A 25,721-nucleotide genomic window follows, 5' to 3' on the forward strand; every position below is an offset into this window, starting at 1 on the left:
TACCCTTGTCAACTTAGGGTATCTGAGGTTTATTATAGCGTACAGGAAATTCTATATATAACAAATTCCTTACATTTTTCTGTTAGGAATCTTACAATTTCCCTCCCTCTTCCGCAGGGGAAATTCCACTGTGAAGACAGTTTTCACAAAGGGGCTGCTCTCCAGGCGGATCCGGCCCCCCATGGCCTCTGTAAGGCGTTTGGTAATGGTAAGCCCCAGACCGCTTCCGTGATATTTTTTATTTCTGGAGTCTTCCAGGGTTACCAGGCGCTCAAAAACCTGGTTCTGATTCTCCTCCACAATCCCCTTTCCTTTGTCAGAAACCTCGATGAAGACCGTGCCGGAGCTCTCTCTCACGCAAAGCCCCAGATAGCCGCCGTCCGCTCCATATTTCATGGCATTCTGCAGCAGATTATTTAAGATCCTCTGAAGGGCCTGCTTGTCACCTTCTATATAAAGCGGAGTCTCCGGAATCCGGATGTCGGTCCGAAAACCGGGCCGGTTCAGCGTATCATAATAATTAATAATCTCATTTCTGCAGACTTCACAGATATCCAGCCGGGTGTGTTCCAGGGCAATGTCCCCTGCCTCCAGCTTTGCCAGGTCAAAAAACTCATTGATCATGCAGAGCACATCTTTCGTTTTCCGGTGGATCTTTTCTATTTTTTCACAGTTCCCCGGCTCCATGTTCTCCCGGCTGCTCAGTATCATCTCTGAATATCCGTAGATAACAGTGAGAGGAGTCTTGAGATCATGGGAGATATTCGCCAGCATCTTCCTGCTTTGCTCCTCATATTGTCTCTGCATCTGTTCCATATGGGACAGACGCTCCAAAAGCAGGTTGACTTGGATCAGAAGCTCCTGGATCGCTTTTTCATCAGAAAAAAGCAGGATTTGATCCTGCTTTGCATTGCTCCCGTATTCTGCGAGCTCCCTGGTGAGGGCCTTAAGCTGCTCTGTCTGGTTTCTGTATCTGCCCTGGGCTCTCAGCCACAGAGTTCCCAATATAAGGGCTAAAATAGTCAGAAGTATGACTGCCATATGTGTCCTCCTTACTCACTCCCCAGTTTGTACCCAATCCCCCATACCGTCTTAATGTACCGGGGCTGAGAGGGGTTATCCTCTATCTTTTCCCTTAGACGCCGAATGGTCACATTTATTACATTCTCATCGTTCAGAAATTCATCATCCCATATTTCCTGATAGAGCTGTACCTTAGTGTATACTTTACTGGGATGGAGGGCAAACAGCTTCAGCAGTTCATACTCCTTAGCCGTAAGTTTCAGCAGTCTTCCGCCCTTGGACGCCGTCAGATTTTCCGTATCAATCAAAAGATCCCCCAGCCGGATCTTTCCCTCGTCACTGCTCTCCTTCTCCTGATACTCTTTATTCCGTCTCAGACAAGCTTTTACCCTGGCCTGGAGTTCCACCACAGAAAAAGGCTTGGTGATATAGTCATCTGCCCCGTATTCCAGTCCCAGCACTTTTTCATACTCTTCATTTCTGGCGGAAAGTATCAGCACTGGCACTGTACTTACCGCCCGTATTTTCTTCAGGACCGTAAGCCCATCCACTCTGGGAAGCATCAGATCCAGCACAAGCAAATCATACCCGGTGTTCTCAGCAAAAATATCCAGTGCTTCCTGCCCGTCAGCAGCTGAGGATGTAGTATAGCCCGGCAGAGCAAGCGCCTCCTCCAGCATCTCCCGGATATCAGCGTCGTCCTCTATTATTAAAATCGATCGATTCATAGATTCTCCTCCGTGTCTCCTGCATTCCCTCCTATCTTAACACAGATCGGAAAAATAATCACCACGGTTATCTATTCCAGATAAATCGACACCGGACCCTCTGCGCCGCCTATCACGGAGATGTCCTCTTCCTGAAACAGATCCAGCAGTTCCTGCACCCTTTTTGCTGAGCTTCCGTACTCTTTGATACTGCTCCCCTCTTGCAGAAAAGGAAGACTGCTTTCCTCCCAGTATTTTGTCATCAGGGTTTCCTCCCCGGCCTCTTTTACGGGATACTGCCACTGTACCTCATCCAGATTATCTGTCAGGGCCAGCAGCAGGGCCGAGGCTCTCATCATTGTCCGCTCCAGTTCATGGTCGTCAGACAGCGGTTCCTTAAAGACCACCCGAAGAGCATAAGGGCGCTCGCTTGTCTCCAGTTCCATAGTATAAGCCGCCCCAGGCATATATCCATTGCCGGAGAGAACCGCTAACAGCTTCCCATTGGCGGAAGCATCTCCCAGATAGGGATGTCTGGCCTCAAACAGCGCATTGGCCTGCCGTGAGATCGCAAGACTTGTCATTAATTCTTCCTGATCTTTCTCTGAAAAAACGATCCGGTACAAAATGGCAAGGTCATTCTCACCTGCAGCCCAGGGATTCTCCATATAGTCTTTGCAGGAGTACCCATGGAGCATGCCCTCCGATGCATTCACAGCTGTCAGCACCAGGTCCTGGTCCGGTTCAAACGACACCTTGCGAAAAGCTTTGTCTGCCTCCTTCGAAGCCTCCAGCACAGAGAGACTGATTCCCCTGCAGGTATTTCCGGGCAATTCACTGACCAGCTCATAACCTGCATCTTCTGATGAAAACTGCAGTTTCAGGTGTGCAGTGCTGTATCCCCCCTCCGGACTTCCCTCCGCCCAGAACCCAGTTGTGCCAGTTCCACGGAAAGGGATACCTCCCGTCCCTACTCCACCGCAGACTTTCACCTCTCTCTGGTATAAACTGCCTTTATGATACACTTCTGTATAGAGGGCAAAGGATCTGATTTTTTTCTGCAGACGGTAAGAAAACGTGGAAGACTCCCCGGGCATGATCTCCAGTACAGACGGCTGCAGATTCTGAAACTGTATATAATTCTTCTTTCCGATTCCATTGGTTCCGCAGATTACAAGCAGAACAGCGCACAGACATACAAGGCCTGCTGTGGCCCATGCGCCCAGTCTTCGGAATCTGAGAATGTTTTTTATTCTTCCTTTCGTTTGACTCTCCCCAAAGGATAATGGCTGAGGCACAGAGAACCTTCGCCCAGTGGCAAAACACAGCAGAGCCATACTGTAGTCCGCTTTGGCATCCTCTCCCAGCTGCCTGATCACCCATTCGTCACAGCTCATCTCCATATCCCGCTCCATGCAGTAATAGGCAGCCCAGACCAGCGGATGAAACCAGTAAACTGCCAGAAGAGCAAATGCAAATAATTTAATCAGGTAGTCCCTCCGTCTGATATGATATTGTTCATGGAGCAGAATAACCTCCATCTGATCCTTGGGCAGCCGAAAGGGAACATAGATATTTGGAGACATCAATCCCATGACAAAGGGCGAAGCAATCTCATCGCACTCATAAATATTCTCCCGCATAAGGACAGCTTTGGATACCTTCTTCTGTACCCTGAAATATGAGATTCCCCCATAAAGCAGAAGCAGCACTATCCCGGCGATCCATATTGCGGAACCAATCTGTCCCAGAGACAGGTTTCCCTGCACTCGGAACACATCCCCGGCGGTGCTGCCCGTTCCGGTAAGATTGTCCGCCCCACGCACAACCTCCGCTGTACCTCTTGCCGCTGCATTCTCAGGAACCCTGGTGATAAGCCCGCTGTCATTCAGACTCTCCCCAGGTCCAAAGACTGAGAGATTAAAAAGACTCAGCCAGGAAGACAGGGATACGGGGCAAACCAGCCGGAAGGCCGCCGCACTCCAAAGACAGTAGGAATAAACCTTGGGTGCCTTTCTTAAGAAACACCGGATCACAAGCACAGCCAGAATCACACATCCGCCCATGGCACCCAGATCCAGGATCCTGAAAAATAATCTTTCTGCCATCGCTACACCTCCCTGTGGGAATCAATCAGCTTCTTTAGTTCTTCCGCCTCCTGTTCTGATATCTTTTTGTCTCCCAGAAATGCGGTGAGAAAGGATGGAAGCGATCCGTTAAACGTGCGCTCCACAAAGTAATCGCTCTCCTTTGCCTGCACCTTTTCTCTGGGGATCAGGACAGAGACGACGGCATCCACACTCTGGATGTACCCCTTTTCACAGAGCTTCTTAATTGCGGTGTATGTCGTGGATTTCTTCCATCCCAAGGTTTCGCGGCACAGCTGCACCAGTGTTCCTGATCCCACCGGCGCATGTTCCCACACTACCATCATAAAACGGTAATCACTGTCACAAAGTTTATAATATTCCATGCAATTTCCTCCTCTATCCGGTAAATCATATAAGGTCGGTTGTTATAGACCCAACTTAAGTCTATAACAACCGACCTTAAAATACAAGCATTATTTTTATAATTCCTTTTTCAATGGCAGCGTTGCCCTTCTGAGCCACTCCCGCTCTTTTTCCGGCAGAAGCGACCCGATGGTCCGGTACACCCTCTCATGATATTCATTCAGCCACTGAATCTCTTTTCCCCGCATCATCTCAGGAAGCACGGCAGTCGTATCAATGGGCACCAAAGTCACCGGCTCAAATTCCATAAACTGGCCGTACCCGGTTTTCCCAGCTTTTCTGCACAAAAGCAGATTCTCAGTTCGGATCCCATACTTCCCTTCTGCATAGAATCCAGGTTCATCGGAGGTAAGCATCCCCTCCTCCAGCACAGCATTTCCCCCAGAGGCAGAAGAAACCTTCCACCGGATAGAATTAGGTCCCTCATGAACATTCAGAAGATACCCAACCCCGTGGCCGGTCCCGTGATTATAATCAAGGCCGTATTCCCAAAGAGGTCCTCTTGCCAGATAATCCAGATTCGCACCGCAGCACCCATAGCGGAATCTGGCTTTTGCCAGGCGGATATTCCCTTTCAGAACAAGGGTAAAATGTTCCTTTTGTTCCCTGGTCAAAGGTCCCACAGCCACGGTTCTGGTGATATCGGTAGTCCCCTGCCAGTATTGGCCCCCGGAATCCAGCAGAAAAAAGCCCTCCGGACGTATCTCTGTGTCTGACTCCTCTGTTGGACTGTAGTGGCACATTGCTGCATTCGCCCCATAGGCGGCTATGGTGGAGAAGCTTAGCCCCAGACAGTCTGGGTCTTCCCTCCGCAGCTTCTCTATATAGGCAGCTGCATCTAACTCCGTAATCCTCTCTTTTCCCACCCGCACAGAGAGCCAGTACAGAAAACGGCATACAGCTACTGCGTCTTTGATATGAGCAGTCTTTATATTTTTGATTTCTGTCTCATTCTTCACTGCCTTTTTCAGCGCGGTTGGATTTCTGTCGTCTATAATCCTGCAGAAACGCCCGGTCACCGCCTGATAAATAGCATAGTTCACAGTCTCCTCATCTAAAAGAACGGCCTCCTGAGCTGTAAGCCTGTCCGCATATTGACAGACGGAGAAATAACTCTGGCAGGTAATTCCGTCTTCCTCCAACTCCCGGCGGAGGCCTTCCTCCACTGCTTCCCTCTGGACAAACAGTACAAACTTATCCTTTGTAACTGCCGCATAGGATAAAAACACTGGATTGTACGCAATATCGTTACCCCTCAGATTCAGGAGCCAGGCAATATCATCCAGGCTGGCAAGGATATGAACAGCGGCGCCTCTCTGCTCCATCTCTTTTCTGAGCTCTTTTATTTTTTCCTTCCTGGATTTGCCGGCATAGCTCTCCTCCAGACGGTATACCGGCTCACAGGACATCTTCGGGCGATCCGGCCACACAGTGTCTCCCAGATCCTCTTCCCAGGCAATGACTCCATGTTTGCTTTTTATGCACTGTTCCAGCGTCTTGCCCAAAGCAGCACTTACAGTCCGTCCGTCAAAGCCAAGGCATCCATCCCTTGGAATATTCTTTTCAATATATTCCTCTGTGGTTGGAACGCCCTCCTCCCCCATTTTCATGAGAAGGATTCCGCTCCCCTCCAGTTCTTTGGCTGCCTGAACAAAGTATCTTCCGTCTGTCCAGAGAGCCGCCTCCTTCCTGGTTACCACCAGGGTTCCCGCTGATCCTGTAAATCCAGACAGAAATGCTCGGAGTTTAAAGTATTCCCCCACATACTCAGACTGATGGTAATCTGCGGTGGGCACCAGGTAACAATCTATGCCTCGTTTCAGCATGAGACTCCTAAGCGCCTGAATCCTTTCTTTTATCATGATTTCTGCTCTCTCCTTCCTGTCGTCTCCCCCTAAGAAATTCCTTTCATTGTCAGCGCAATCCTTTTTTTCTGCAGATCCACGCTTAAAACCTTTACTTCCACTACATCCCCCACACTGACTACCTCCAGGGGATGCTTGACAAATTTTCTGTCTGTCAGCTGAGAAATGTGAACCAGTCCGTCCTGGTGCACACCGATATCCACAAATGCACCGAAATCAATTACATTGCGCACTGTACCCTTTAATATCATGCCCTCTTTTAAGTCTTTCAAATCCATAACGTCTGTCCTTAAGATAGGTTTCGGCATCTCATCTCTGGGATCCCGGCCCGGTTTTTCCAGCTCCTTCACAATATCCCGGAGCGTGATCTCGCCCACTCCCAGTTCCTGGGACAGCTTTTTATAGTCCCGGATACCTTTTGACAGGCCGGCCAGTTTTCTTCCCGCCACATCCCCGGTGGTATATCCCTGCCGCTCCAACAGCTTCTTCGCGGCCTCATAACTCTCCGGATGCACGCTGGTGGCGTCCAGAGGTTCTTTTCCCTCCAGAATCCTCATAAATCCCGCACACTGTTCAAATGCCTTAGGTCCCAGTTTGCCTACCTTCAGAAGCTCCCGGCGGCTCTGGAAACGTCCGTTTTCCTCCCGATAGCTTACAATATTCTTCGCAATAGTTTTCGAAATGCCCGAGATGTATTCCAGCAGGGACGCAGAGGCAGTATTAAGATCCACACCTACCTTATTGACACAGTCTTCCACCACACCCGTTAAGGCTTCCCCTAACTTCTTCTGGTTCATATCGTGCTGATACTGGCCTACACCGATGGATTTGGGATCAATCTTAACCAGTTCGGCCAGGGGATCCTGCAGCCGCCTGGCAATGGATGCCGCACTTCTCTGTCCCACATCAAAATTGGGAAATTCCTCAGTGGCCAATTTACTGGCTGAATACACAGAGGCACCGGCCTCGTTGGTTATAATATACTGTACCTTTTCCGGTATTTCCTTTAAGAGCTCCACAATAATCTGCTCGGACTCCCTGGAAGCTGTGCCGTTGCCCACAGAAATCAGAGTAATATGATACTTTTTAATCATCTTTTTCAAGGTTTCTTTTGCTGCAGCAATCTTCGCCTCCGAGGTAGGCGCCGTGGGGTAGATAACTGCCGTGTCCAGCACTTTCCCGGTGGCATCTACCACCGCAAGCTTACATCCGGTACGAAAGGCAGGATCCCACCCCAGTACTACCTGTCCGGCAATAGGGGGCTGCATGAGTAACTGCTCCAGGTTTTTCCCAAACACCTTAATAGCCCCGTCCTCTGCCCTTTCCGTCATATCATTGCGTATCTCCCGCTCAATGGCCGGCGCAATCAGTCTTTTATAGCTGTCTTCCACAGCCTCCTCAAGAACCGGAGCCGTATAAGGATTGTCCCTGGTTATCACCTGCTTTTTCAGATAGCGCAGAATATCCTCCTCAGGAGCTGCAATCTTTACCGTGAGAATCTTTTCCTTTTCCCCCCGGTTCAGCGCCAGGGTTCTGTGGCCGGCCACCTTAGCTGCAGGTTCTTCAAAATTATAATACATTTCATATACAGACTGCTCTTTTTCATCCTTGGCAGCAGAGACAATCCTTCCGTTTTTGAAGGTCATATCCCGGATACGCATCCGGTAATCGGCTTCATCGGAGATGTATTCTGCGATAATATCCCTGGCCCCTGCAATAGCCTCATCCACGGTCCGGACTTCTTTTTCTTCAGACACAAAAGCTTCAGCCTCTTTCTCTACAGGCTGGCCTGTCATCTGCAGACTGATAATATTTGCCAGCGGTTCCAGCCCTTTTTCTTTGGCAATGGTAGCTCTTGTTCTTCTCTTAGGCCGGTAAGGACGATATAAATCTTCTACCACAACCAGGGTCTGGGCCGCCAGAATCTGGGCCTTCAGCTCCCCGGTCAGCTTCCCCTGCTCTTCGATGCTGGACAGTACCTGCTGCTTCTTTTCCTCCAGATTTCTGAGGTAGTTTAAACGTTCAAACAAGCCGCGCAGCACCTCGTCGTTCAGGGAACCGGTAGCTTCCTTCCGGTATCTGGAAATAAACGGGATGGTATTCCCTTCATCTATTAATTTCACAGCAGCCTCAACCTGCCACTTTTTCACCTGTAATTCTTCTGTTAATGCCTGAATAATATCCATACAATTTGATCCTTTCCTTTTACTCTAACTTTCACAATAGCAATGAGGGACTCATTTGTCAAGTTCCATCCATATGCCTTTGTTTTGGCCTGTATATTATTTTTTCCCCGTGTACGCTCCTGTCTTTTTATGGTATAATAGGAGCCGTGCATTTATACAAACAGAACTTACGGCTTTCAAGCCGGCTTCTGGACTGGTTCGCGAACTTCCCAGTATAAAAAACCAAGTATCTCAATTGCTGCCATCGGCAGACTAAAAATGTAAAGGAGATTGGAGAATGAATGCTAAAAAAGTCATTATTGATTGTGATCCCGGTATCGATGATGCCCTGGCCCTGATGCTGGCACTGGCTTCACCGGAGCTGGATATTCTGGGGATTACCATTGTCTGCGGAAATGTCCCTGCGGCAAAAGGTGCCGAGAATGCCCTGAAAGTCCTGGACTGGATGGGACGTACGGATATACCGGTGTATCTGGGGGAAGAGAAGCCCCTGGTTCGGGATTACACAGATGCCATGGATACCCATGGACTGGATGGTCTGGGGGAATCCGGTTTCCCCTCTGTAACGGCTGCCCGGCCGAAACCCGGAGCCGTTTCTTTTCTGACAGAAACCCTGAAAACAACTGAACAAGTATCTATCATTGCACTGGGACCTCTGACCAATATTGCCAGAGTTATTTCCCATGCCCCGGACTGCCTGCATGGGCTGGATGAATTCGTGTCTATGGGGGGCAGCTACAAAAGCCATGGAAACTGTTCCCCTGTGGCTGAATACAATTACTGGTGCGACCCCCATGCCGCAAAGGTTGTATACGATGCCTTTGCCGGGCTGCCGCAGCTGAAGGGCAAACGGATTCATATGGTAGGTCTGGATGTCACACGGAATATCGTCCTCACCCCCAGCCTTCTCTGGTATATGCAGTCTATAAATCCCTCCATGGGCAGCCGGATTGCAGAGATCACCCGATTCTATATGGAGTTTCACTGGAAACAGGAAGGAATCATAGGGTGTGTCATCAACGATCCCCTGGCCGTTGCCTATTTTATTGACCGCCGCCTCTGCAGCGGATTCTCGTGCTATACAGCCATTGAGACTGAGGGCATCTGCATCGGACAGAGCGTGGCTGATCCTATGGATTTCTGGAAAAACCCACACAACAGCCTTATCCTGACACAGACAGATCCCTTCGGTTTTATGAAGTTCTTCTTCCAGCGGGTGATAAATGCAAAGGAAAACCAACTGGAACCGGTCCTCAGACAGATAATGGCGCCGGGTCCCGCCTGCGATTCCCAGGAAAGGGGTGGGATTTTATGAAAAAAATGACCGTACTGCAGCTGTGTCTGCTGGCTTTGGCTGCCGCCCTCAATACTGCAGGCGCCTCCATAGCCCTGGCTCTGCGCCTGCCCATTTATCTGGATACTCTGGGAACTATGCTGGCTGCTGCCTTGTTCGGGCCATTCTGGGCCATGGTGCCTGGGCTTATCAGCGGCCTTTTCTGCGGAATAACCAGCGATATTTACGCACTATACTATATTCCGGTACAGCTAATCACCGGCTTTGCCGCAGGACTTGTATTCAAGCGCTTTACGCCAAAGGGCCGGAAGATACTGCCCGCCTCTTTGTTTGTCTCACTGCCCGGAACAGCCGTCAGTGCCTCTGTCACAGCTCTGCTGTTCGGAGGGATTACCTCCTCGGGATCCACTCTGCTGGTGCAGCTTCTTCATGGGATGGGCGCAAATCTCACCCTATCAGTCTTCCTGGTACAGGCAGCAACAGATTATGCGGACCGGGCTATTGTCATGGCGGCAGCTCTGGCTGTCCTCCCGCTTCTTCCCGGCTCTGTGAAATATCTATTGCAGAAAGGGGATGGGCACCGTGGAACGCTATAACCGTATCACCAACAAAAATCAGAGAGAAATCGTCCTGTTGAAATCCCGGCCCTGCGCCTGGGGAAAATGCCGTTTCTGTGACTATATTGAAGACAATACCCTGGATAAAAACGAAATGCTGACCTTGAACGCCAGCGTTCTCTCACGGGTAACCGGTGAGTTCGGGGTACTGGAGGTTATCAACTCCGGCAGCTGTTTTGAGCTGCCCGTGGAAACCCTCGCCCTAATCCGAACAGTTGTCCGGGAGAAAGGGATTCACCGGCTGTTTTTTGAGGCCCACTGGATGTACCGGAACCGCCTGCAGGAACTGAGAGACTATATGGGTATTCCTATTGTCTATAAGATTGGGGTAGAGACATTCGACTACGATTTCAGGGAGCACTATCTGAACAAGCATGCTGATTTCCGTTCTCCGGAAGAGGTCAGCCGGTATTTTGATTCACCCTGTCTTATGGTGGGGATAAAGGGACAGACCAGGGAGATGATCACAAATGATATTACCATACTGAAAGAACACTTTCATCTGGGTACGATTAATATTTTTACCAATAACAGTACAGAGGTAAAGCGGGATCCGGAACTGGTGAACTGGTTTATGGACAAATACAGGCACCTCCTTTTGGATCCCCGGATAGAGGTTCTCTACGAAAAAACCGATTTCGGTGTGGGGGATTAGAGTTACGCTTGATACAATGAAAGTAACATGATACAATAAATGGGATTAGAAACGAAAGAGAGGTCCTTTTCATGGATTACAATCATATGCCCGGAGGCTTTCAAAACGGCCCTTCTTATACCAACTCCAGCCAGCAGATGTCCGGGCTTCAAAATCATTCGGAAGGTCTGGCCACTGCCGCTCTGGTTCTGGGCATATGTTCTATCGTATTTGCCTGCTGCGGAGGTTCCCTGTTCTTTGGAGCTCTGGGAATTATTCTGGCCCTGCTCTCAAGGGGCGGATCCCGTATGGCCAGCAATGCAAAAGTAGGGCTTGGTCTGTCCATCGGCGGCTTCAGTCTCTGCCTGATCCTTGTTTCTGTATCTGTCACCAGCTTCTTAACCACCACTGACGGCCAGAAGTTCTTTACCGTTATGGAGCAGCTGATGAACGGAGACTTAACCTTTGACTCTCAGCAGGAGATGGAGCAATACCTGTACGATTACTTCTACAACAATGACAAAGGGACGGTTCCGGAAACCGGCGGCGGATCCTCCATTCCCCCTGATACCTACAGCATACCTGACGGGGACGGCTCCTATGACGACTACTATGATTATTATGATGATTTCTTTGACGGCGGAGATTATTACGATAACGGCGAAGATTATTATCACCAGTACAAGGAGCATGAGATATAGAGTCATTACAAAAGGGAAAGGATGCCATCCTTTCCCTTTTGTATTACATCTGTATGCCCCACACAGCCAGCAGAATATTTTTAAAGATCCAATTCACCGCAAGGATTCCCAGACCGGCATACAGATATCCTTCTCTGAACCTCATCCCTATCTCCCACCTGTTCCCTGACAGGATTTCTATAGTATTGGACACCATAAACCAAACATACAATACTGCCGCATAAGGCACCAAAGGATGATACCATACTGCCTGTACCAGCCTTCCGTGAAAAAGAGCCATTACAGCCCTTGTTCCCCCGCACCCGGGACAGTAATAGCCCGTATATCTGTGAAACATACAGGGAAGACTGTAATCCGAATAGCTGATGTTCAGCCATCTTGCGAGCAGAACGATTCCGGTGCACGCTGCCAGCAGCGCCCACCCGGTCCAGTAAAGGCTTCTGTTTTCTCTTTTGCTTACGATTCTTTTCATGGCAGGTGCTGTCCATTTCTTGTATAGTATCTCAGGCTCTCAGATTATTATAACCATTTTCACCTGTACGTCAAGCGAAATTCCCGGCATCACACGAAAATCAAAGACCTGTCCACACGAAGATACTATAGCAGCTATCATCCGGTTCGGGACTTTTATACATGATATTGCATAAGTTTCTATGGCAAATTCCTGTCTTTTTCAGTATAATAAATGCAGACCATTTTTTACATCAGATACAGGTCTGGAATCTGGACAATATAAGGAGGATAAGATTAGATAAAGGGGAAATAAAAATGGAATACCAATTGATTTACAGCAACAGGACAACTCTGGCCATACAGACCACAGAAGAAGGCACTGTCCTTGTAAAAGCGCCTAAAAAGTACTCAAGACGAAGAATCCGGCAGTTTGTCCGTTTTAAAGAAGGCTGGATTACCAGGAAAACGGAGCAGAAAAAGGCAGAGGCCTGGTATATCAATGCCCAGCCCTTTACCAGAAAAGAGCGTTCTTATTACTACGAAGCCGCAGCAGAGCTCTTTGAAGAAAAATCCAGCTATTATGCGGAAATCATGGGAGTTACATATAACAGAATCACGATCATGGAGAAGCGTGCCAAATGGGGAAGCTGCAGCAAAAAAGGGGAATTGCAGTTTAACTGGCGGCTTCTTCTGGCACCGGAGCCTGTGCAGGATTATGTGGTAATTCTGGAACTGGCACAGCTTCTGAAGGGAATGTATTCCACAAGGGAAGTATTGGAAAGTATGATGCCTGAATATGAGTATCAGGAGTATTGGCTGAAGGCCAATGGTATCATCCTGTGGAGCAGGGCGTAGGGAATGTTTCCTTGTTAAATAGCAGCCAGCACTAGATAGAGTGCATGGCTGCTATTTGCTTGGGGGGATTGGTTGGGTTTACGTGGACCATGCAGTGTTTTACCTGCGGAAACTCCTTCTCTATGGTGTCGTGGACGGATTCCGCAATTTTGTGGGAGTCATTCAGGGTCATATCTCCGTTGGCAGAGATCTCGATGTCTACGTATACTTTGGCGCCAAACATTCTGGTGCGGAGGAGATCGATGCCCTCTACCCCCGGAGTAGAGATGATGGCGGACTCCATGTTCCGGATGGTTTCCTCATCGCAGGATTTGTCTACCATTTTATCCATGGCATCCCGGAAGATATCAATTGCAGCCTTTCCTATACAGATACAGATTCCCACGCTGACAATGGGATCCAGAATAGGTGCCCCCAGCCTTGCGCCCAATATGCCGATGAATGCACCTACTGAGGAGAGCGCATCGGATCTGTGGTGCCAGGCCTCTGCCATAAGTGCCCCTGAATTAATCTTCTTCGCGGCAGCCCTGGTATACCAGTACATCCATTCTTTCACGATAATAGAAAGCACTGCTGCGATAAGTGCCAGAACTCCGGGAACCACCAGCGTTTCTTTGTCACGGTGTATGATTTTCTGTATTCCGCCGATTCCGATGCCCAGCCCAATGAGCATAAGAATGACGGCAAGCAGAATAGATGCCACACACTCCAGACGCTCATGACCGTAAGGATGTTCTTTGTCAGATTTCTTATCTGCTACGGTAACACCTATCATCACGATAAAGGTTCCGAATACATCGGACGCGGAGTGCACAGCGTCGGAGATCATTGCCCCGGAGTGGGCGGCAATGCCAGCCAATAGTTTAAAAAGGGACAGGATCACATTAACCCCGATACTTACCCTGGATACTTTCATGGCAATCCCTTTTTCTTTTGAACCTTCGTTTACATTTCCCTTATTCCTTCGTTCCATAATAGTTACCTCCATTCTCTCTGTGAATAAGATAGCTCTATGGCACCGGCGGCTTGACCGCCACGCAAAAACCTGTTGCTTTGTTCCCCGCGAGGGTATAAGAAAGATTGCGCGAAAGCGCAATCTCCGCCTGCGGCGGGCTGTCGCAGACAGCATCTTCCTTTCCGCCGCAGTGTGATCCCCGGAGGGTTTTTTATTACATAGGGAACAAAGTTTCCTATGTAATAAAAAAACACCTGCGGAACAATATTAGTAAACTACTGTCCCGCAGATGCTGCTTACATCTGCTGTCGCATACGCGCGACCCGGCCCCACAAATGGTTCATCCATTTATCGCCTGCTCAGTTTGTACTGTAGATTTATGCAGTGCAAAGAGTATTTTGTATATCTTATGAAAAATTTATGGTTTTGTCAATACTTACACCCTATGTTTTTTATTTGAAACTGTTCGGGGAATGAACAATCCCCTTACTTCGCACATGCCACAAAAAGGGTCTCCATAATGCCTCCAAAACCAATAAAGTATTTGTCCGTACGTTCCACCTGAATCTCAAGCCTGTCTTTATCATACCCCCGCTCCAGAGCCTCCTCTTCTGCCCGCTTTACGGCCAGCTTTTCTGCCAGCGCACAGGCCTTTTCTTCCTCTTTGGGCTCGAAGGTAACCGCCTCTCCCTTGGAGCTGACCCGAAGGCGGGTCACAGCCCCTCCGTTGTCATATACATAAGTCACCACGGCCTGCGCCGTTACTTCCATATTACAGATTGCTGCCCCTATGGCATTGGCAACCCTGAAATTCTCAGGGATTACAGCCCGGGTCTGCAGTGCTTTTGCCACATCCTCTGCAAATACCTTGACCGGACCGCCAATCCCTATGAGCGGATACTCCAGGCGGAAGAGAGCTCTGAATTCCATGCCGCCGGAACGTTCCCGTCCTTTTATCTCTTCTTTCGCCTCCTCCCACTGACAGGCTATCATTTGTTCCAGTACTCCGCCCATCCCCTCTCTTGCAGTCTCGCTGTATTTTCTCACCATGGCTGCCCTGACTATATTCCGGTACATTTTAAATTTTACCCGGTCATAAATCTTTTCACAGAGTTCCTCCAGCGTCCAGCCATGAATGTGAGCGAGATAAACGGCCAGGTTTCCGGCTGCCTGTGCATTGTGGTCCGTGAACTCTCCTCTCACATGCATAATATCCGTAGGGGTAAGCCCTGACTTCATAATGATTCCCCTGCTCTCAAGGCTGCCAAGGCGCAGATCGCTGACGCTCATCTTAAGAGTCCTGGCAAGCTGTCTCATAGACATAGGTTTTGTCTCCAGTTCACAGATTATCTCTCTTTCATGCTCCGGAAAGCTGCTGAGGCTTTCCACCGGTTTTGTAAGCTTATAGTACTCATGAGCGTGATTGGATATCTGCCACTCACTGTTTCTCAGGGCACTCAATTCCTCGCAAATCTGGGGATATTCCGATGCCAGAATACAGATAGGGATTACCCTGCTGTCCATAATCACCGGTTCGTTGTCCTGAAATTTTACCTCGCTGTCTCCTCCCAGCCCGAAGGTGTCTATGTACACGCCTTTCACAAACGTCTTCCAGTCCCCAATCGTAATTCCCCCGCGCACTATGGACGGGGCTCCGCCTCTTAAAATTGCGATATCCGAAGTTGTCCCACCCATATCAATTACATAGGCGTCTTTCTCTCTCGTCAGTCCCCCTGCCCCTGTTACACTTGCCACAGGGCCGCACAGGAGCGTCTCAATAGGATGAAGTCTGGTGTATTCCACCGACATCAGTGTCCCGTCGCTGCGCACAATGGAAACCGGACAGTCAATCCCAAGTCTTCCCATAACGCCTTTTACCGCCCTCAGAAACTCGTCGATCAAAGGAATTAATTTACCGTTCAGATACGCGCCCAGCCCCCGCTTTATAAATCCCAGCTCTTCGAAAAGCTCATATCCGCAGACTACCGTTTTTCCCAGAACTGACTGGATGATATCCCTGGCCTTCCGTTCCAGAACCGAACCGGTCTGTGCAGTATATACCTCGCTGACAGCTATCACATCACAGCCGCAGCACTCCTCCCGCACCATCCCGGCGAACGCCTCCCAGTCCGGCATGCAGGGAATTTCCCCGGAAAACTTTGTCTTCGTGTCAATACAGATCAGATCCCCAGGAGGGATCGCCCCCAGCTGGGCCGTGATTCTTAAGGCAGACTCCTTATCCGTCCCAAAAAGAATCAGTTTTGCCTTTCCGTATTTTTTCTCCACACACGCATTGGTCGCCAGCGTTGTGGACAAAGCCACCATCTTGCAGTCCCGGAAATATTCCCCGGGCACCTGACTCAGTGCATTTTTTATTCCCGTTTCCAGGTTATCCTTTGTGGTGAGCGCCTTCGCCGACGCAAGAACCTCTCTGGTCTCTTCGTTCAGGACAGCCGCATCCGTATAAGTTCCCCCGGTGTCAATCCCAATCACTACATTCATGCTAAGACCCCTTTTCTTTTTGATTCTATCTTAACTCAAAGTATAACCTATTTGGAGACCGGGTACAATCACAGGAAATGCAATAGCAGATAATTTTTGTTCTTTTATACTAGTCTAATTTGGTCTCTGGAGGTATAATAAAAGCAGAATCGTATGAAAGGAAGTCACTATGAAGAAAAAGCCGCATAACCGGGGATTTACTCTGGTGGAAGTTATCGTTGTTCTGGTCATATTAGGTATCCTGCTGGCCTTTCTCATCCCTGCACTTACCGGCTATATCAAAAAAGCATCCATAACTGCCTGCAATGCCAATAAAGTTCAGCTCCTCAGAGATCTGACTGCCGAAGAAATCTATACCAAACAGGCAGAAGGCTTCTATGACACCAGGGAACTCCAGGAATTGGCAGACAAGTCTGAATACAAGTGCAAGCAAGGCGGTGCCTATGAGGTAAGCAGAGGTTCTGACGGAACCATTGTTATCTTTTGCCGAAAGCATGATAAAAACTATAATTTTAATATGAATGAAGCACTTTCCCATGTAATTGCGAACAATTCTGAAATTGCCAGTCTGATAAAAAGCTATGCGGACCAGAAAAAACATATTGACTCTACGTCCGGAACAGGAAAAAGCTACGAACAGATTCTCAGCGCTTTAGGGCAGGCCGGATTCAGCGCCTCTCAGGCAGGAGTGCAAACCTGGTCACTCCAGGGTATCGGCAGCGGAAGCTATTATTTTTACTGGACAACAGAGGATATTACTGCCATGAATCCGGGGGACAAGGTCAAGGTGATGCGGTATAATTCTACCCGGGGAACTTATACGGCCGGATATGTCACCATAGAAGAGAACGTGTTAAGCGCTTCTGACTCCTCCGACGGGCAGAGCCATACCTATAATGTGCTTGGCAGGGGGGATACCAAGTGGCAGGAGTATAAAGATACCCCGCAGTCAGACAAGGATAAAAAAGATTACAATACAATCTACGAAGTGTTCAAGAAGATGTAGTAGGAGTATACATAAACCCCCCTTCTCACGGGGAGGCCCAGCGTGGCGCCTTCCAGCAGAAGAGGGGCTTTTTTCTATGCCTCTGTTTCGTCCGGCAGATTAGCAATTTCCCTCATCCTCTCAATAATAGGAAGATGCTGGGTGCATTGCTTCTCACATTTCCCGCAGGCCACACACTCAGCCGCCTGCCTTTTGTCTACATCCCAATGGAACTGGAATCTTCGGTTAATTTCCTCGTCCTTCCCAGTGAGGATCTTCTGGTTATAGGCATCCATAAATTTGGGAATTTCAATGTCTTTCGGACATCCTTTGCAGTAACCGCACCCGGTGCACAGGTCATTCAGGGCAATTCCTTTTTCCTCAAACCTGCGGGCAACTTCTTTGGCCGGCCTTTCCTCCAGATTCTCCACTGCTTTTACCGCATCGTCCACATGGGCTTTTGTGGTACATCCTGCCAGTGCAACTGTGATTTCCCTGTGAGATGCCACAAAACGCAGAGCTGCCTGGGGTACTGTCAGTTCCGTCCCCTCCGTCAGATAGGAAAACGCCTTGGGATTCTGCGGGATCAGACCTCCGCCCAGAGGGTTCATTACCACCACTCCCATGCCGTTTTCATATGCCTTTTCAATCCCGCTCTGGCGGAACCGATAGTTCAGGGCATTATAACCTATGAGCATCCCCCTGAATCTCCCGCTCTCTACCACAGTCTCAATATCATTTCCCTGCATGTGGGAAGAAAATACAATATTGCGGATCAATCCCTCTGCCTTTGCCTCCTCAAAAAAGCGGTAAAGGGCTTCCATGTGCTTCTCCCAGGAATCCAGATTCAGCATGCACCACATATGGTAAAAATCAATGTAATCTGTCTTCAGACGCTGAAGGGACATCTCCAGCCTTCTGCGGAACAGATCCCTGTCAGGCTTCTCTGTTCCAAGTGTGCTGAAGTTAGTCTTTGAAGTCACATACACCTGGCTTCTTTTTACCTGAGACAAGGCCATGCCCGTTACAATCTCGCTTTTGTCCTCGCAGTAATTGGGCGCGGTATCCCAGTAGTTAATCCCCTTTTCAAAAGCATAAAGAGGGATCTCCGCGCATTTTTCCAGCCGGCCGGCCCTGATATCCTCTGCGTCATAGCGCATGGTGCCCAGGCCGACGGCTGATACCTTTATGCCCGTATTTCCATATGATTTATAATACAAAGCACTGTCCTCCCATTGTGTTTTATTTTTATTCTAACATGCCTGGAGAGGATAAGCAAAATATTTGCCTTTTCGTTATGCTTTTTGAGATTTCTTATCTTTTTTTACTATGGTAAACAGAGCCGCAGAAATCAACATACACAGAATGCCCATAACTGCAGCATAAACGAATACTCTGTTGTATCCTGCCTGCCCGGGATAAGAATCAATCCATGATCCTGTGAGAGTAAGCAGGAATACATCCGGAAGATAGCCAAAGGTGGAAAGAATGCCTGATACACGGCCGGTTACATTTACATCAATACCGGCATCGTCAATATCAGCAAAATATTGGCTTCGGATTGTATATACCAGGATAACTCCAATCAGGAAGTTGCATAATACAGGAATATACGTAGCGGTTCCCGCCGGGATGATAATAAATATTCCCCAGCTTATGGCAAGAAGCAGGCCCGCACCTGAAATAACCTTAAGACGGGAATGAAGCTTATCAGCCAGGAAGCCGCCTGCTACGCCGCCTACGCCCTGCATCAGATAGCGGACACCGCCGAGGGTTGCAGAAGCGGTTTCTGACATACCGCACATAGTAACCAGATACGCATTAATGTAACTCATCAGAGCATACACGCTGTAAGCCGTAAACACAATCCCTACCAGCATCCATACCCGAGGTATTTTTAAACATTTTGCCATGCCGATGCAAACCTCTTTTAGAGATTCGGTCTGCTCTCTCGTGTTTTTATCATCAATAAATATCCAGCAGAGAACACCGAGAATCAGAAGCAGAGCCGCACAGAAGCGGATGGCCCATGTTGCGCCCATAATATTATTGGAAAACCGTGCATAAACTGCAGCCATCATGAATACCAATGCCGCATTCAGGAACCCTCGCATTCCCTCATGGAGGCCGAAAAGACGCCCCTGTTCATCGGAAGTTCCCAGCATCCGGACTGCTTTTATTACAGAACTCCAGAATGTCATTACCGTCGTAAATCCCATCAGTGCAAAAATGATACGGCTGACACTGTAGCCCGGGAACATAGAAAACCATATTCCCAGTAACCCTGTGGAAATCAGAGAAAATGTCAGCATGATTCTGGGTGAGAACTTATCAGCTACAATCCCCCCTAAAAAATAAGCGGGAGTTGCCACAACCGCATACCAGGCAGACAGACTGCCCATCTGGGCATTCGTCAGCTGCATAGCATTCTGGATTGGAACATAAAATGATTCCCTAATATAAGGAAGCTGAAAAATAAAACCGGGAGCACAGGCCAACAGAAGCAAAGTCCCATATTTTTTTATAAATGCTTTATTCATCCATATCTCCTTTTTGTTTATGGTAATGTCAGATATGACACTTTATTGTTTTGGGTATTACCCGTTTCAAGAACCCAACGACACATTTTCTTTCTAAACTCTGGCAATATCTTCCTCTTTCATGCCAATGCCGCGCATGATATCATCCAGGGCAGCCCGCTGCTGCTCTGTCAATTCCGGACGCTGATAACCTTCCAGCAGAGTATGCAGACGTTTCTGGATCGACTGAAGCAGAGCCTGATCAGGCGCTTCATCTGTCTTCTTATGTACGGATACCTGGGGATACCAGGGGTCAATACGGCATCTCTCATACGTATGGTCAAGTGTGATGAAGGTACCGCCCTCCTCCTCTACTGCCTCTTTCACCGCATCAAAGGCCAGCGCGTCTTCATCCATGGGAGTCTCACCGAAGTAATACATCATTCTTGTATATGTTTCAATATCCAGAATGAATTTCTCATAGCTTACTGCATTGAAGGAAAGAACGGAGCCCGTGGCATGCATCATCAGGTTTGCCTTCTGGGAGAAGGACTCAAACATATTCATTGCACTCTCCACCCCTGCCTGGGCTGTGAATCCAGGAGCGTCAGCCATTCCTCCGCCGCTTCTGCAGGGAAGTCCGTATTTTTTGGACATAAGCGCGCCATACTTTGCCAGTTTCAGGAAGCCAGGGTTAGAGTTGTAGACCTGCATATTTGCCATATCACTGACTGTAGCAGCAAATGCATAGATGACGGGCGTTCCCGGGCGGACCATCTGCGCATAAGTATTTGATGCCAGAAACTCTGCATTAGACAGAGAAACATTGCCTATCACAGAGATCGGTCCGGTTGCTCCGGCCATACTGGCGGGGCATATAGCAAGAGGCTGCCCATTTCTTGCATAAACTTCCATGCTTTCCAAAGTATTCTGGGTCAGGATCAGCGGACTCATGGGGGATATCAGATTAATGGTACATGGAATATTTGTAATGTCTTCCCCAAAAATCACCTGTGCCATTTTCACTATGTTTTCTGCCTGTACAGCACCGCCGCATACGGTAAACAGTGTCTTATCGGAACGGCATATGGTTGCATATACCATAGCCTCTGCAGAAATCTCTGCAGCAATATCGGAAGGCTGTGCCAATATACCGCCGTTGATGGCAAACTCATCACTTTCCTGTACTATAACAGCAAGCTTCAGGAAATCATCAAGAGTTGCCGAGCGAAGAGTTCCGTCGGCTTCACAGATAAAGGGGCTGCCATATCCGGGGGTCATATACAGATCTTCTGTATTCATATTGACATTATATTTACTGTTGCGGGCATATATGGTGAACTCTTTTGTTGCAGCATCAAGAGCATCCATTACTTGTTTCTCCGTAAAATAAGCACGTTTTCCTTCCACCCGAACACCATTTTTCTGAAGCAGCTCCCTGGCATCGTCCCATAGTATTTCAACCCCCAGTTCTGCCAGAAGTCTAATGGAATTTTTGTGAATCAGTTCAACAATCTCCGCATCTCGTTTCTCAGTATCTCGTTTCATTCTTCTACCTCCATTTTTTAGGAATACTTTGGTCATCTTGATGACTTTAGGGTATAAAATATAGCTGACTATATCAGCTAAAATGTTTTGCGATAGGGGCCCTCTATGCGCAAAATTTTATGTCATCTTGATGACTTAAGGGTTATAATAAAAGCTGATACTAAATTATCAGCATTTATTTTCTTTCACTACTCATCTATCTCCAGCTTTGTACCTGGTTCCACATATTGTTTATACAAGGAGTAAATCAATTGGTAGCATTCTTCACTGGCCATACGAATCTCAGTCTCAGTCATAGCAATGCCGGCATATTCCATAAAAGAACCTTTAAATACCGCGACCGACAGTCTTCCCAACAGCATAGCGTTCTCGGATGTAAGCATCCCGGTATGCACAGCACTTCTCAAATAAAGTACCGCACGCTCATGCAGATCACTGCTAAAAGCAATACTTGCTGTAAATGCGTCAAAACTTTTCTGAATATCCGGGAACATTTGGTAATATTCATAGGCACATTCCTCAAGCTCTTCCCTCTGATTCCCGAAAAACATGAACTCATAATAAGGTCTGTTGCGAAATGCCTCACCAATAAAACATTTCCAGTTAAGCAGATCCCTCTGGATAAGTGAAATATCTTTCCTCTCAGAATTCCTCATAAGTGCATAAATATAGGGTTCTAAAAATCTTATACAGGCCAGCATCGTCAGATGCCCTTTATTCTCAAAATGCCTGTATAAAACTGCACTGGTACAACCTGCCCTTGCTGCTACCTTACGGATAGTGACTGCCTCTATGCCTTCCTCCTCTAAAATTTTACTTGTGATTCGGACATATTCAATTTTTCTATCGGAATTCAACTTCACTCCAGCCTCTCATTCGTTTGGTAATCTTGATTACTTTTACAATACATGATCTGCGGGCTTTTGTCAATACAAAAACTGTCAAACCGTAAAAATGACGAATATTAAAAATAGCTAAAGCAGGAGTCCCCATCCGGAGACTCCTGAACCTTTACCTTCTGTCCATTCCGTATTCCTTTTCCAGCAATTCGAAATAGTCTGTCTTCTCCTCTCCGGTCAGTTCCCGTATGACCCTGCAGGGAACCCCCGCGGCCACAACATTTGCCGGCACATCTCTGGTAATCACGCTCCCTGCTCCAATAATTGCGTTATCCCCTATGCTTACTCCCTGATCGATATGTACGCCTCCGCCGATCCAGACATTGCTGCCTATAGTAACAGGCTTCGCGAAACAGGCTCCAGCGGCCCGTTCTTTCGGGTCAAAGTTGTGCCGTGTGGTATAGATTCCAACCCTGGGACCGAACAGCACATTATCCCCGATTTCGATACCGCCGCCGTCCAGCATCACACAGTCAAAGTTTGCATAAAAATTATTTCCAATCTTAATATGAAACCCGAACTCACAGCGGAAAGAAGGTTCAAAAAACACATTCTCCCCCATCTCGCCCAGCAGCCTCTTTAACACAGCCTCCCTTACCTCAGGGGGCTGGCCATAGGTACGGTTGTATTCATCGGTCAGGAATACCGTTTCTTTTCTTGCCTCAAGCAGTTCCTTCGTCTGGTCATTATACATCTTTCCAGATATCATTCGCGCTTTCTGTTCCTCTAATGTCATATCTTACATCCTTTCTGTTTTGCTATTTTATGCCCCTAAGCCATCCTGCAGGACAGCGCTTCAGCAATCACCATAGGCTACCATAAGTATACTAAGAAGGTACACTATAATGCAAGCAGAACGGCTCTGGAGCATGGATATATCGCAGTGTATCTTCTTTCCATATTCGATTTTTAATCTTGCCTTATACATTTCATATCCTGCGATTTCATTGACTTTAACTTAAGCCGGCGGTAAACTGACTAAAAGGAGGTATCACATATGCAAGCGAAATTCTTATCACGTTCGTCTATCTACAAAGGGGACTATGACTGTCTGTTCCGCACCCCCAAAAATGAGATGCGGTCCCATCTGCATTACCATGATTTTTATGAAATCGTAGTCTACCTGGGCAATGCCGGGATATTCAAAATTAATGATAAAGAGTACCTCATTAAGCGGGGAGATATTGCCTTAATCAACATGTTTGATCCCCACACCCTGGTTTATAATGACAATACCTATTACGAGCGCTTCAGCATCAGCATAGATCCCAACCTTCTTCTGTCCTTTAATACAACCAAATCAAACCTACTGGATATCTTCTCAAAGGACAGCAAAAATTATCCTATTTTTCATGTGGAAGGGAAATGCTTTGACAAATACCTCCGGATTCTGGAACAGTACAGGGATCAGAAACCGGCTCACGGACAGGATATCTTCGAAAAGGCTCTGATTCATCAGCTGGCCTCCTATCTGTTCAGCGACTGCTACAATGGGATCCATTTTGACAATACAGAATCTCATCACGTAGCCATGATTGCTCAGCTCGTGGAATATATTAACAATCATCTGAGTGAAGATTTATCTCTGAGTGTTCTGGCTCAGGAGGTAAGCTACAGTGAGTATTATATCTGCAGGATTTTTAAGAAGGTAACAAATTATACCCTTACGAATTATATTGTGGAAAAGCGTATCTCACAGGCACTGAATTACTTATCGGGTGATCTGCCCATAACCAAGGCGGCAGAAAAAGTAGGATTTAATAATTACAGTTACTTTTACAAAACATTCAAAAAATATACCGGGAGCAGTCCGGCAGAGTATAAAGAAAAACATACGGTGCATCCGGGGGAGTGAGCGATGCCTCCCCCCTCCTGTCTGCACTCTCAATCATAGGAATCTCATTCCGATTATCTCCAAATACCACCAGTTCACTTGTTTACAATCCAGGCAGAACTGACTGGAACAGGGAAAGAACACATACAACAGCAAACATCGTAACACCTGCTATAAATCCCCCGGTAGTCCATGCCTTAAAGGTTTCCGGAACCGTGATACGGTTAAACCTTCCAATAGACCAGAAACCGGAATCATTGGGAAGGGACAGTCCCACACCTCCCGCACAGATAGCAATGGCTGCGAGGACAGGGGAAGTTGTACCTGCTGCGATACTTGCCGACATAATAGACGCCGTGGTCATAAGCGCCACTGTGGTGGACCCCTGTGCACACCGGATCAGCTGTGCCAGTACAAAGCACATCAGAAGAATGGGTATATTGAAATTTGAGAATACATCGGCCAGATAGCTGCCGATCCCTGTGGCCTGAATTACCTCGCCAAAAGATCCGCCGGCTCCCGTAATCAGGAGTACCAGCCCCACCTGATCCGCTGCTTCAATCATAATAGTCCCTACGCTTTTCTTCAGATACGGCCTGGAAATAATAACAGCATAGAAAACACCTATCAGCATAGCAATATTTTTATCCCCGAAGAAGTCCAGCCAGTGTCTCACCGCATTCCCCTCTGCAAACAGTTCTCCCACAAAGCTGCAGAAAACAATAATAATAATGGGAAGAAGAATCATAGATATTGCCTTCAGAAACTTAATAGAGTTCTCATCTGTATGTTCCTGCATAGCCTCCATCTCTTCTCTGTCGGCATCCTCCAGTTCTCTTACCGTACCTTTTTTCTTTTCCTGCTTGTCCAGGAATCTTCCCCAAAGAATACCTCCAGTCAGCATACCGAAACAGCTTACAATAAAAGCGTAGACAAAGAAAAAGCCAATATTAAGACCCAATATCTCGCATACTGCCAGAGGCGGAGGTGTGGGGATAATTGCAGATGCCGCTATAGAACCGGAAACCGCAACTGCTGCCACGAAGGTCATACGGGCAATATTGGTTTTATAGGACAAGGTTCTTACCATAGGGGCAAACAGTATGTCCACAATATCTCCAAACACTGGGATCCCTGTCACAAAAGCTGAAAAAGCCAGAGCCGTAGGGGAATTCTTTACTCCAAATCTCTTAATAATGGCATTGGCAATGGATAAAATACCGCCGGATTCAAACAGAAACATTCCCAGCATTACGCCAAGTCCTGTGACAATGCCGATCCCTCCGACGGTATCTGCAAAACCCGCTGACACCGTTTCGGTAATATCGGGAAGGGGCATCTGAACTAAAAGTGCTGTCAGCACAGCAGTCAGGAGCAGCGACACAAATGCATTCATTTTAAATTTGATAATGGTAACCAGTAAGAACACGATCGACGCAATAAAAATAACAATCAGTAATGGACCTGTAATCATTTTAATTCTCCTTTTGGTTTTTTGAAAAAATATCATCCGCGAACATTCATTTCTTCTTATACATATAGTACAGCAAAGCATCCTTACAGGCCATTAAGAATCTTGTTTTTTACATTTCTTATTTTGCCTTTGCCTTTTCATACCGTTAAAGTGCACA

The 25,721-nt window shown here is 47.7% G+C and carries 22 protein-coding genes and 2 riboswitches; of the genes, 7 read left to right on the top strand and 15 right to left on the bottom strand.

Annotated features, from left to right (window positions below; all coding sequences use genetic code 11):
- Positions 1–69: 69 nt before the first annotated feature.
- The 6 genes from ACGHCT_RS18260 to ACGHCT_RS18285 form a co-directional block, all read right to left on the bottom strand.
- Positions 70–1,041 carry a sensor histidine kinase gene (locus ACGHCT_RS18260; RefSeq protein ID WP_390437161.1) on the bottom strand — a complete coding sequence of 324 codons (972 nt, stop codon included), beginning with the start codon at positions 1,039–1,041 and terminating at the stop codon, positions 70–72.
- Positions 1,042–1,052: 11 nt separating this feature from the next.
- Positions 1,053–1,751: a response regulator transcription factor gene (locus ACGHCT_RS18265; RefSeq protein ID WP_072854040.1), complete on the bottom strand. Its 699-nt coding sequence runs from the start codon at positions 1,749–1,751 to the stop codon at positions 1,053–1,055.
- 71 nt (positions 1,752–1,822) lie between these two features.
- Positions 1,823–3,838 carry a M56 family metallopeptidase gene (locus ACGHCT_RS18270; RefSeq protein ID WP_390437162.1) on the bottom strand — a complete coding sequence of 672 codons (2,016 nt, stop codon included), beginning with the start codon at positions 3,836–3,838 and terminating at the stop codon, positions 1,823–1,825.
- Between the two features lie 2 nt (positions 3,839–3,840).
- Positions 3,841–4,203 carry a BlaI/MecI/CopY family transcriptional regulator gene (locus ACGHCT_RS18275; RefSeq protein WP_072854036.1) on the bottom strand — a complete coding sequence of 121 codons (363 nt, stop codon included), beginning with the start codon at positions 4,201–4,203 and terminating at the stop codon, positions 3,841–3,843.
- A gap of 96 nt (positions 4,204–4,299) precedes the next feature.
- Positions 4,300–6,105, bottom strand: coding sequence for an aminopeptidase P family protein (locus ACGHCT_RS18280; protein ID WP_390437163.1), 1,806 nt, complete (start codon positions 6,103–6,105; stop codon positions 4,300–4,302).
- Between the two features lie 32 nt (positions 6,106–6,137).
- Entirely contained in the window at positions 6,138–8,294 is a 2,157-nt protein-coding gene (locus ACGHCT_RS18285) for a Tex family protein (protein WP_072854032.1), read from the bottom strand.
- A gap of 187 nt (positions 8,295–8,481) precedes the next feature.
- A riboswitch (PreQ1 riboswitch) is annotated at positions 8,482–8,526 on the top strand.
- Between the two features lie 45 nt (positions 8,527–8,571).
- Here ACGHCT_RS18285 and ACGHCT_RS18290 point away from each other — a divergent pair.
- From ACGHCT_RS18290 to ACGHCT_RS18305, 4 genes are all read left to right on the top strand, one after another.
- The gene (locus tag ACGHCT_RS18290; protein WP_390437164.1) at positions 8,572–9,609 is read left to right on the top strand and encodes a nucleoside hydrolase; all 1,038 of its coding nucleotides are present in this window, start codon (positions 8,572–8,574) and stop codon (positions 9,607–9,609) included.
- A complete protein-coding gene (locus ACGHCT_RS18295; RefSeq protein WP_390437165.1) occupies positions 9,606–10,184 on the top strand; it encodes an ECF transporter S component in 579 nt (192 codons plus the stop codon). The genes ACGHCT_RS18290 and ACGHCT_RS18295 overlap by 4 nt, the downstream gene beginning before the upstream one ends.
- Positions 10,171–10,860 (top strand): radical SAM protein, encoded by a 690-nt coding sequence (locus ACGHCT_RS18300; protein WP_390437166.1) that lies wholly within the window; start codon positions 10,171–10,173, stop codon positions 10,858–10,860. The genes ACGHCT_RS18295 and ACGHCT_RS18300 overlap by 14 nt, the downstream gene beginning before the upstream one ends.
- A gap of 71 nt (positions 10,861–10,931) precedes the next feature.
- A complete protein-coding gene (locus ACGHCT_RS18305; RefSeq protein ID WP_072854025.1) occupies positions 10,932–11,540 on the top strand; it encodes a DUF4190 domain-containing protein in 609 nt (202 codons plus the stop codon).
- Between the two features lie 43 nt (positions 11,541–11,583).
- Here ACGHCT_RS18305 and ACGHCT_RS18310 read toward each other — a convergent pair whose 3' ends face one another.
- On the bottom strand, positions 11,584–12,012 hold the full coding sequence (locus tag ACGHCT_RS18310) for a DUF2752 domain-containing protein (RefSeq protein ID WP_072854023.1): 429 nt from the start codon (positions 12,010–12,012) through the stop codon (positions 11,584–11,586).
- A 296-nt stretch (positions 12,013–12,308) separates the two neighbouring features.
- Here ACGHCT_RS18310 and ACGHCT_RS18315 point away from each other — a divergent pair, with 296 nt between their 5' ends.
- On the top strand, positions 12,309–12,848 hold the full coding sequence (locus ACGHCT_RS18315) for a M48 family metallopeptidase (RefSeq protein WP_072854021.1): 540 nt from the start codon (positions 12,309–12,311) through the stop codon (positions 12,846–12,848).
- Between the two features lie 31 nt (positions 12,849–12,879).
- On the opposite strand, the gene ACGHCT_RS18320 is transcribed toward ACGHCT_RS18315, so the two are convergent.
- Both ACGHCT_RS18320 and ACGHCT_RS18325 read right to left on the bottom strand, forming a co-directional pair.
- On the bottom strand, positions 12,880–13,821 hold the full coding sequence (locus tag ACGHCT_RS18320) for a cation diffusion facilitator family transporter (RefSeq protein WP_390437167.1): 942 nt from the start codon (positions 13,819–13,821) through the stop codon (positions 12,880–12,882).
- Positions 13,822–14,079: 258 nt separating this feature from the next.
- Positions 14,080–14,176: riboswitch (NiCo riboswitch) on the bottom strand.
- A 113-nt stretch (positions 14,177–14,289) separates the two neighbouring features.
- On the bottom strand, positions 14,290–16,305 hold the full coding sequence (locus ACGHCT_RS18325) for a hydantoinase/oxoprolinase family protein (RefSeq protein WP_072854017.1): 2,016 nt from the start codon (positions 16,303–16,305) through the stop codon (positions 14,290–14,292).
- Positions 16,306–16,474: 169 nt separating this feature from the next.
- On the opposite strand from ACGHCT_RS18325, the gene ACGHCT_RS18330 reads away from it, so the two are divergent.
- Positions 16,475–17,311, top strand: a complete 837-nt coding sequence (locus tag ACGHCT_RS18330) for a prepilin-type N-terminal cleavage/methylation domain-containing protein (RefSeq protein WP_072854015.1) — start codon at positions 16,475–16,477, stop codon at positions 17,309–17,311.
- Positions 17,312–17,385: 74 nt separating this feature from the next.
- Here ACGHCT_RS18330 and ACGHCT_RS18335 read toward each other — a convergent pair whose 3' ends face one another.
- The 5 genes from ACGHCT_RS18335 to ACGHCT_RS18355 all read right to left on the bottom strand — a co-directional run bounded on the left by ACGHCT_RS18335 (position 17,386) and on the right by ACGHCT_RS18355 (position 22,992).
- Positions 17,386–18,510: an aldo/keto reductase gene (locus ACGHCT_RS18335; RefSeq protein ID WP_072854013.1), complete on the bottom strand. Its 1,125-nt coding sequence runs from the start codon at positions 18,508–18,510 to the stop codon at positions 17,386–17,388.
- 75 nt (positions 18,511–18,585) lie between these two features.
- The gene (locus ACGHCT_RS18340; protein WP_072854011.1) at positions 18,586–19,830 is read right to left on the bottom strand and encodes a nitrate/nitrite transporter; all 1,245 of its coding nucleotides are present in this window, start codon (positions 19,828–19,830) and stop codon (positions 18,586–18,588) included.
- Positions 19,831–19,923: 93 nt separating this feature from the next.
- The gene (locus tag ACGHCT_RS18345) at positions 19,924–21,357 is read right to left on the bottom strand and encodes a trimethylamine methyltransferase family protein (protein ID WP_390437168.1); all 1,434 of its coding nucleotides are present in this window, start codon (positions 21,355–21,357) and stop codon (positions 19,924–19,926) included.
- Positions 21,358–21,545: 188 nt separating this feature from the next.
- Positions 21,546–22,220, bottom strand: coding sequence for a TetR/AcrR family transcriptional regulator (locus ACGHCT_RS18350; RefSeq protein ID WP_390437169.1), 675 nt, complete (start codon positions 22,218–22,220; stop codon positions 21,546–21,548).
- A gap of 148 nt (positions 22,221–22,368) precedes the next feature.
- Positions 22,369–22,992, bottom strand: a complete 624-nt coding sequence (locus ACGHCT_RS18355) for a sugar O-acetyltransferase (RefSeq protein ID WP_390437170.1) — start codon at positions 22,990–22,992, stop codon at positions 22,369–22,371.
- 261 nt (positions 22,993–23,253) lie between these two features.
- Between ACGHCT_RS18355 and ACGHCT_RS18360 the strand changes: the two genes are divergently transcribed.
- Positions 23,254–24,111, top strand: a complete 858-nt coding sequence (locus tag ACGHCT_RS18360; protein ID WP_390437171.1) for an AraC family transcriptional regulator — start codon at positions 23,254–23,256, stop codon at positions 24,109–24,111.
- An 82-nt stretch (positions 24,112–24,193) separates the two neighbouring features.
- Here the strand turns inward: ACGHCT_RS18360 and ACGHCT_RS18365 are convergent, their stop codons facing one another.
- The gene (locus ACGHCT_RS18365) at positions 24,194–25,564 is read right to left on the bottom strand and encodes a GntP family permease (protein ID WP_390437172.1); all 1,371 of its coding nucleotides are present in this window, start codon (positions 25,562–25,564) and stop codon (positions 24,194–24,196) included.
- Positions 25,565–25,721: the final 157 nt, after the last annotated feature.

The sequence above is a fragment of the Lactonifactor longoviformis genome, from assembly GCF_042848515.1.
Classification (GTDB): domain Bacteria; phylum Bacillota; class Clostridia; order Lachnospirales; family Lachnospiraceae; genus Lactonifactor; species Lactonifactor longoviformis.

Coding starts and splice junctions, on each gene's coding strand:
- ACGHCT_RS18260 (WP_390437161.1), bottom strand. CDS start 1,041: ATGGCAGTCATACTTCTGACTATTTTAGCCCTTATATTGGGAACTCTG.
- ACGHCT_RS18265 (WP_072854040.1), bottom strand. CDS start 1,751: ATGAATCGATCGATTTTAATAATAGAGGACGACGCTGATATCCGGGAG.
- ACGHCT_RS18270 (WP_390437162.1), bottom strand. CDS start 3,838: ATGGCAGAAAGATTATTTTTCAGGATCCTGGATCTGGGTGCCATGGGC.
- ACGHCT_RS18275 (WP_072854036.1), bottom strand. CDS start 4,203: ATGGAATATTATAAACTTTGTGACAGTGATTACCGTTTTATGATGGTA.
- ACGHCT_RS18280 (WP_390437163.1), bottom strand. CDS start 6,105: ATGATAAAAGAAAGGATTCAGGCGCTTAGGAGTCTCATGCTGAAACGA.
- ACGHCT_RS18285 (WP_072854032.1), bottom strand. CDS start 8,294: ATGGATATTATTCAGGCATTAACAGAAGAATTACAGGTGAAAAAGTGG.
- ACGHCT_RS18290 (WP_390437164.1), top strand. CDS start 8,572: ATGAATGCTAAAAAAGTCATTATTGATTGTGATCCCGGTATCGATGAT.
- ACGHCT_RS18295 (WP_390437165.1), top strand. CDS start 9,606: ATGAAAAAAATGACCGTACTGCAGCTGTGTCTGCTGGCTTTGGCTGCC.
- ACGHCT_RS18305 (WP_072854025.1), top strand. CDS start 10,932: ATGGATTACAATCATATGCCCGGAGGCTTTCAAAACGGCCCTTCTTAT.
- ACGHCT_RS18310 (WP_072854023.1), bottom strand. CDS start 12,012: ATGAAAAGAATCGTAAGCAAAAGAGAAAACAGAAGCCTTTACTGGACC.
- ACGHCT_RS18315 (WP_072854021.1), top strand. CDS start 12,309: ATGGAATACCAATTGATTTACAGCAACAGGACAACTCTGGCCATACAG.
- ACGHCT_RS18320 (WP_390437167.1), bottom strand. CDS start 13,821: ATGGAACGAAGGAATAAGGGAAATGTAAACGAAGGTTCAAAAGAAAAA.
- ACGHCT_RS18325 (WP_072854017.1), bottom strand. CDS start 16,305: ATGAATGTAGTGATTGGGATTGACACCGGGGGAACTTATACGGATGCG.
- ACGHCT_RS18330 (WP_072854015.1), top strand. CDS start 16,475: ATGAAGAAAAAGCCGCATAACCGGGGATTTACTCTGGTGGAAGTTATC.
- ACGHCT_RS18340 (WP_072854011.1), bottom strand. CDS start 19,830: ATGAATAAAGCATTTATAAAAAAATATGGGACTTTGCTTCTGTTGGCC.
- ACGHCT_RS18345 (WP_390437168.1), bottom strand. CDS start 21,357: ATGAAACGAGATACTGAGAAACGAGATGCGGAGATTGTTGAACTGATT.
- ACGHCT_RS18355 (WP_390437170.1), bottom strand. CDS start 22,992: ATGACATTAGAGGAACAGAAAGCGCGAATGATATCTGGAAAGATGTAT.
- ACGHCT_RS18360 (WP_390437171.1), top strand. CDS start 23,254: ATGCAAGCGAAATTCTTATCACGTTCGTCTATCTACAAAGGGGACTAT.
- ACGHCT_RS18365 (WP_390437172.1), bottom strand. CDS start 25,564: ATGATTACAGGTCCATTACTGATTGTTATTTTTATTGCGTCGATCGTG.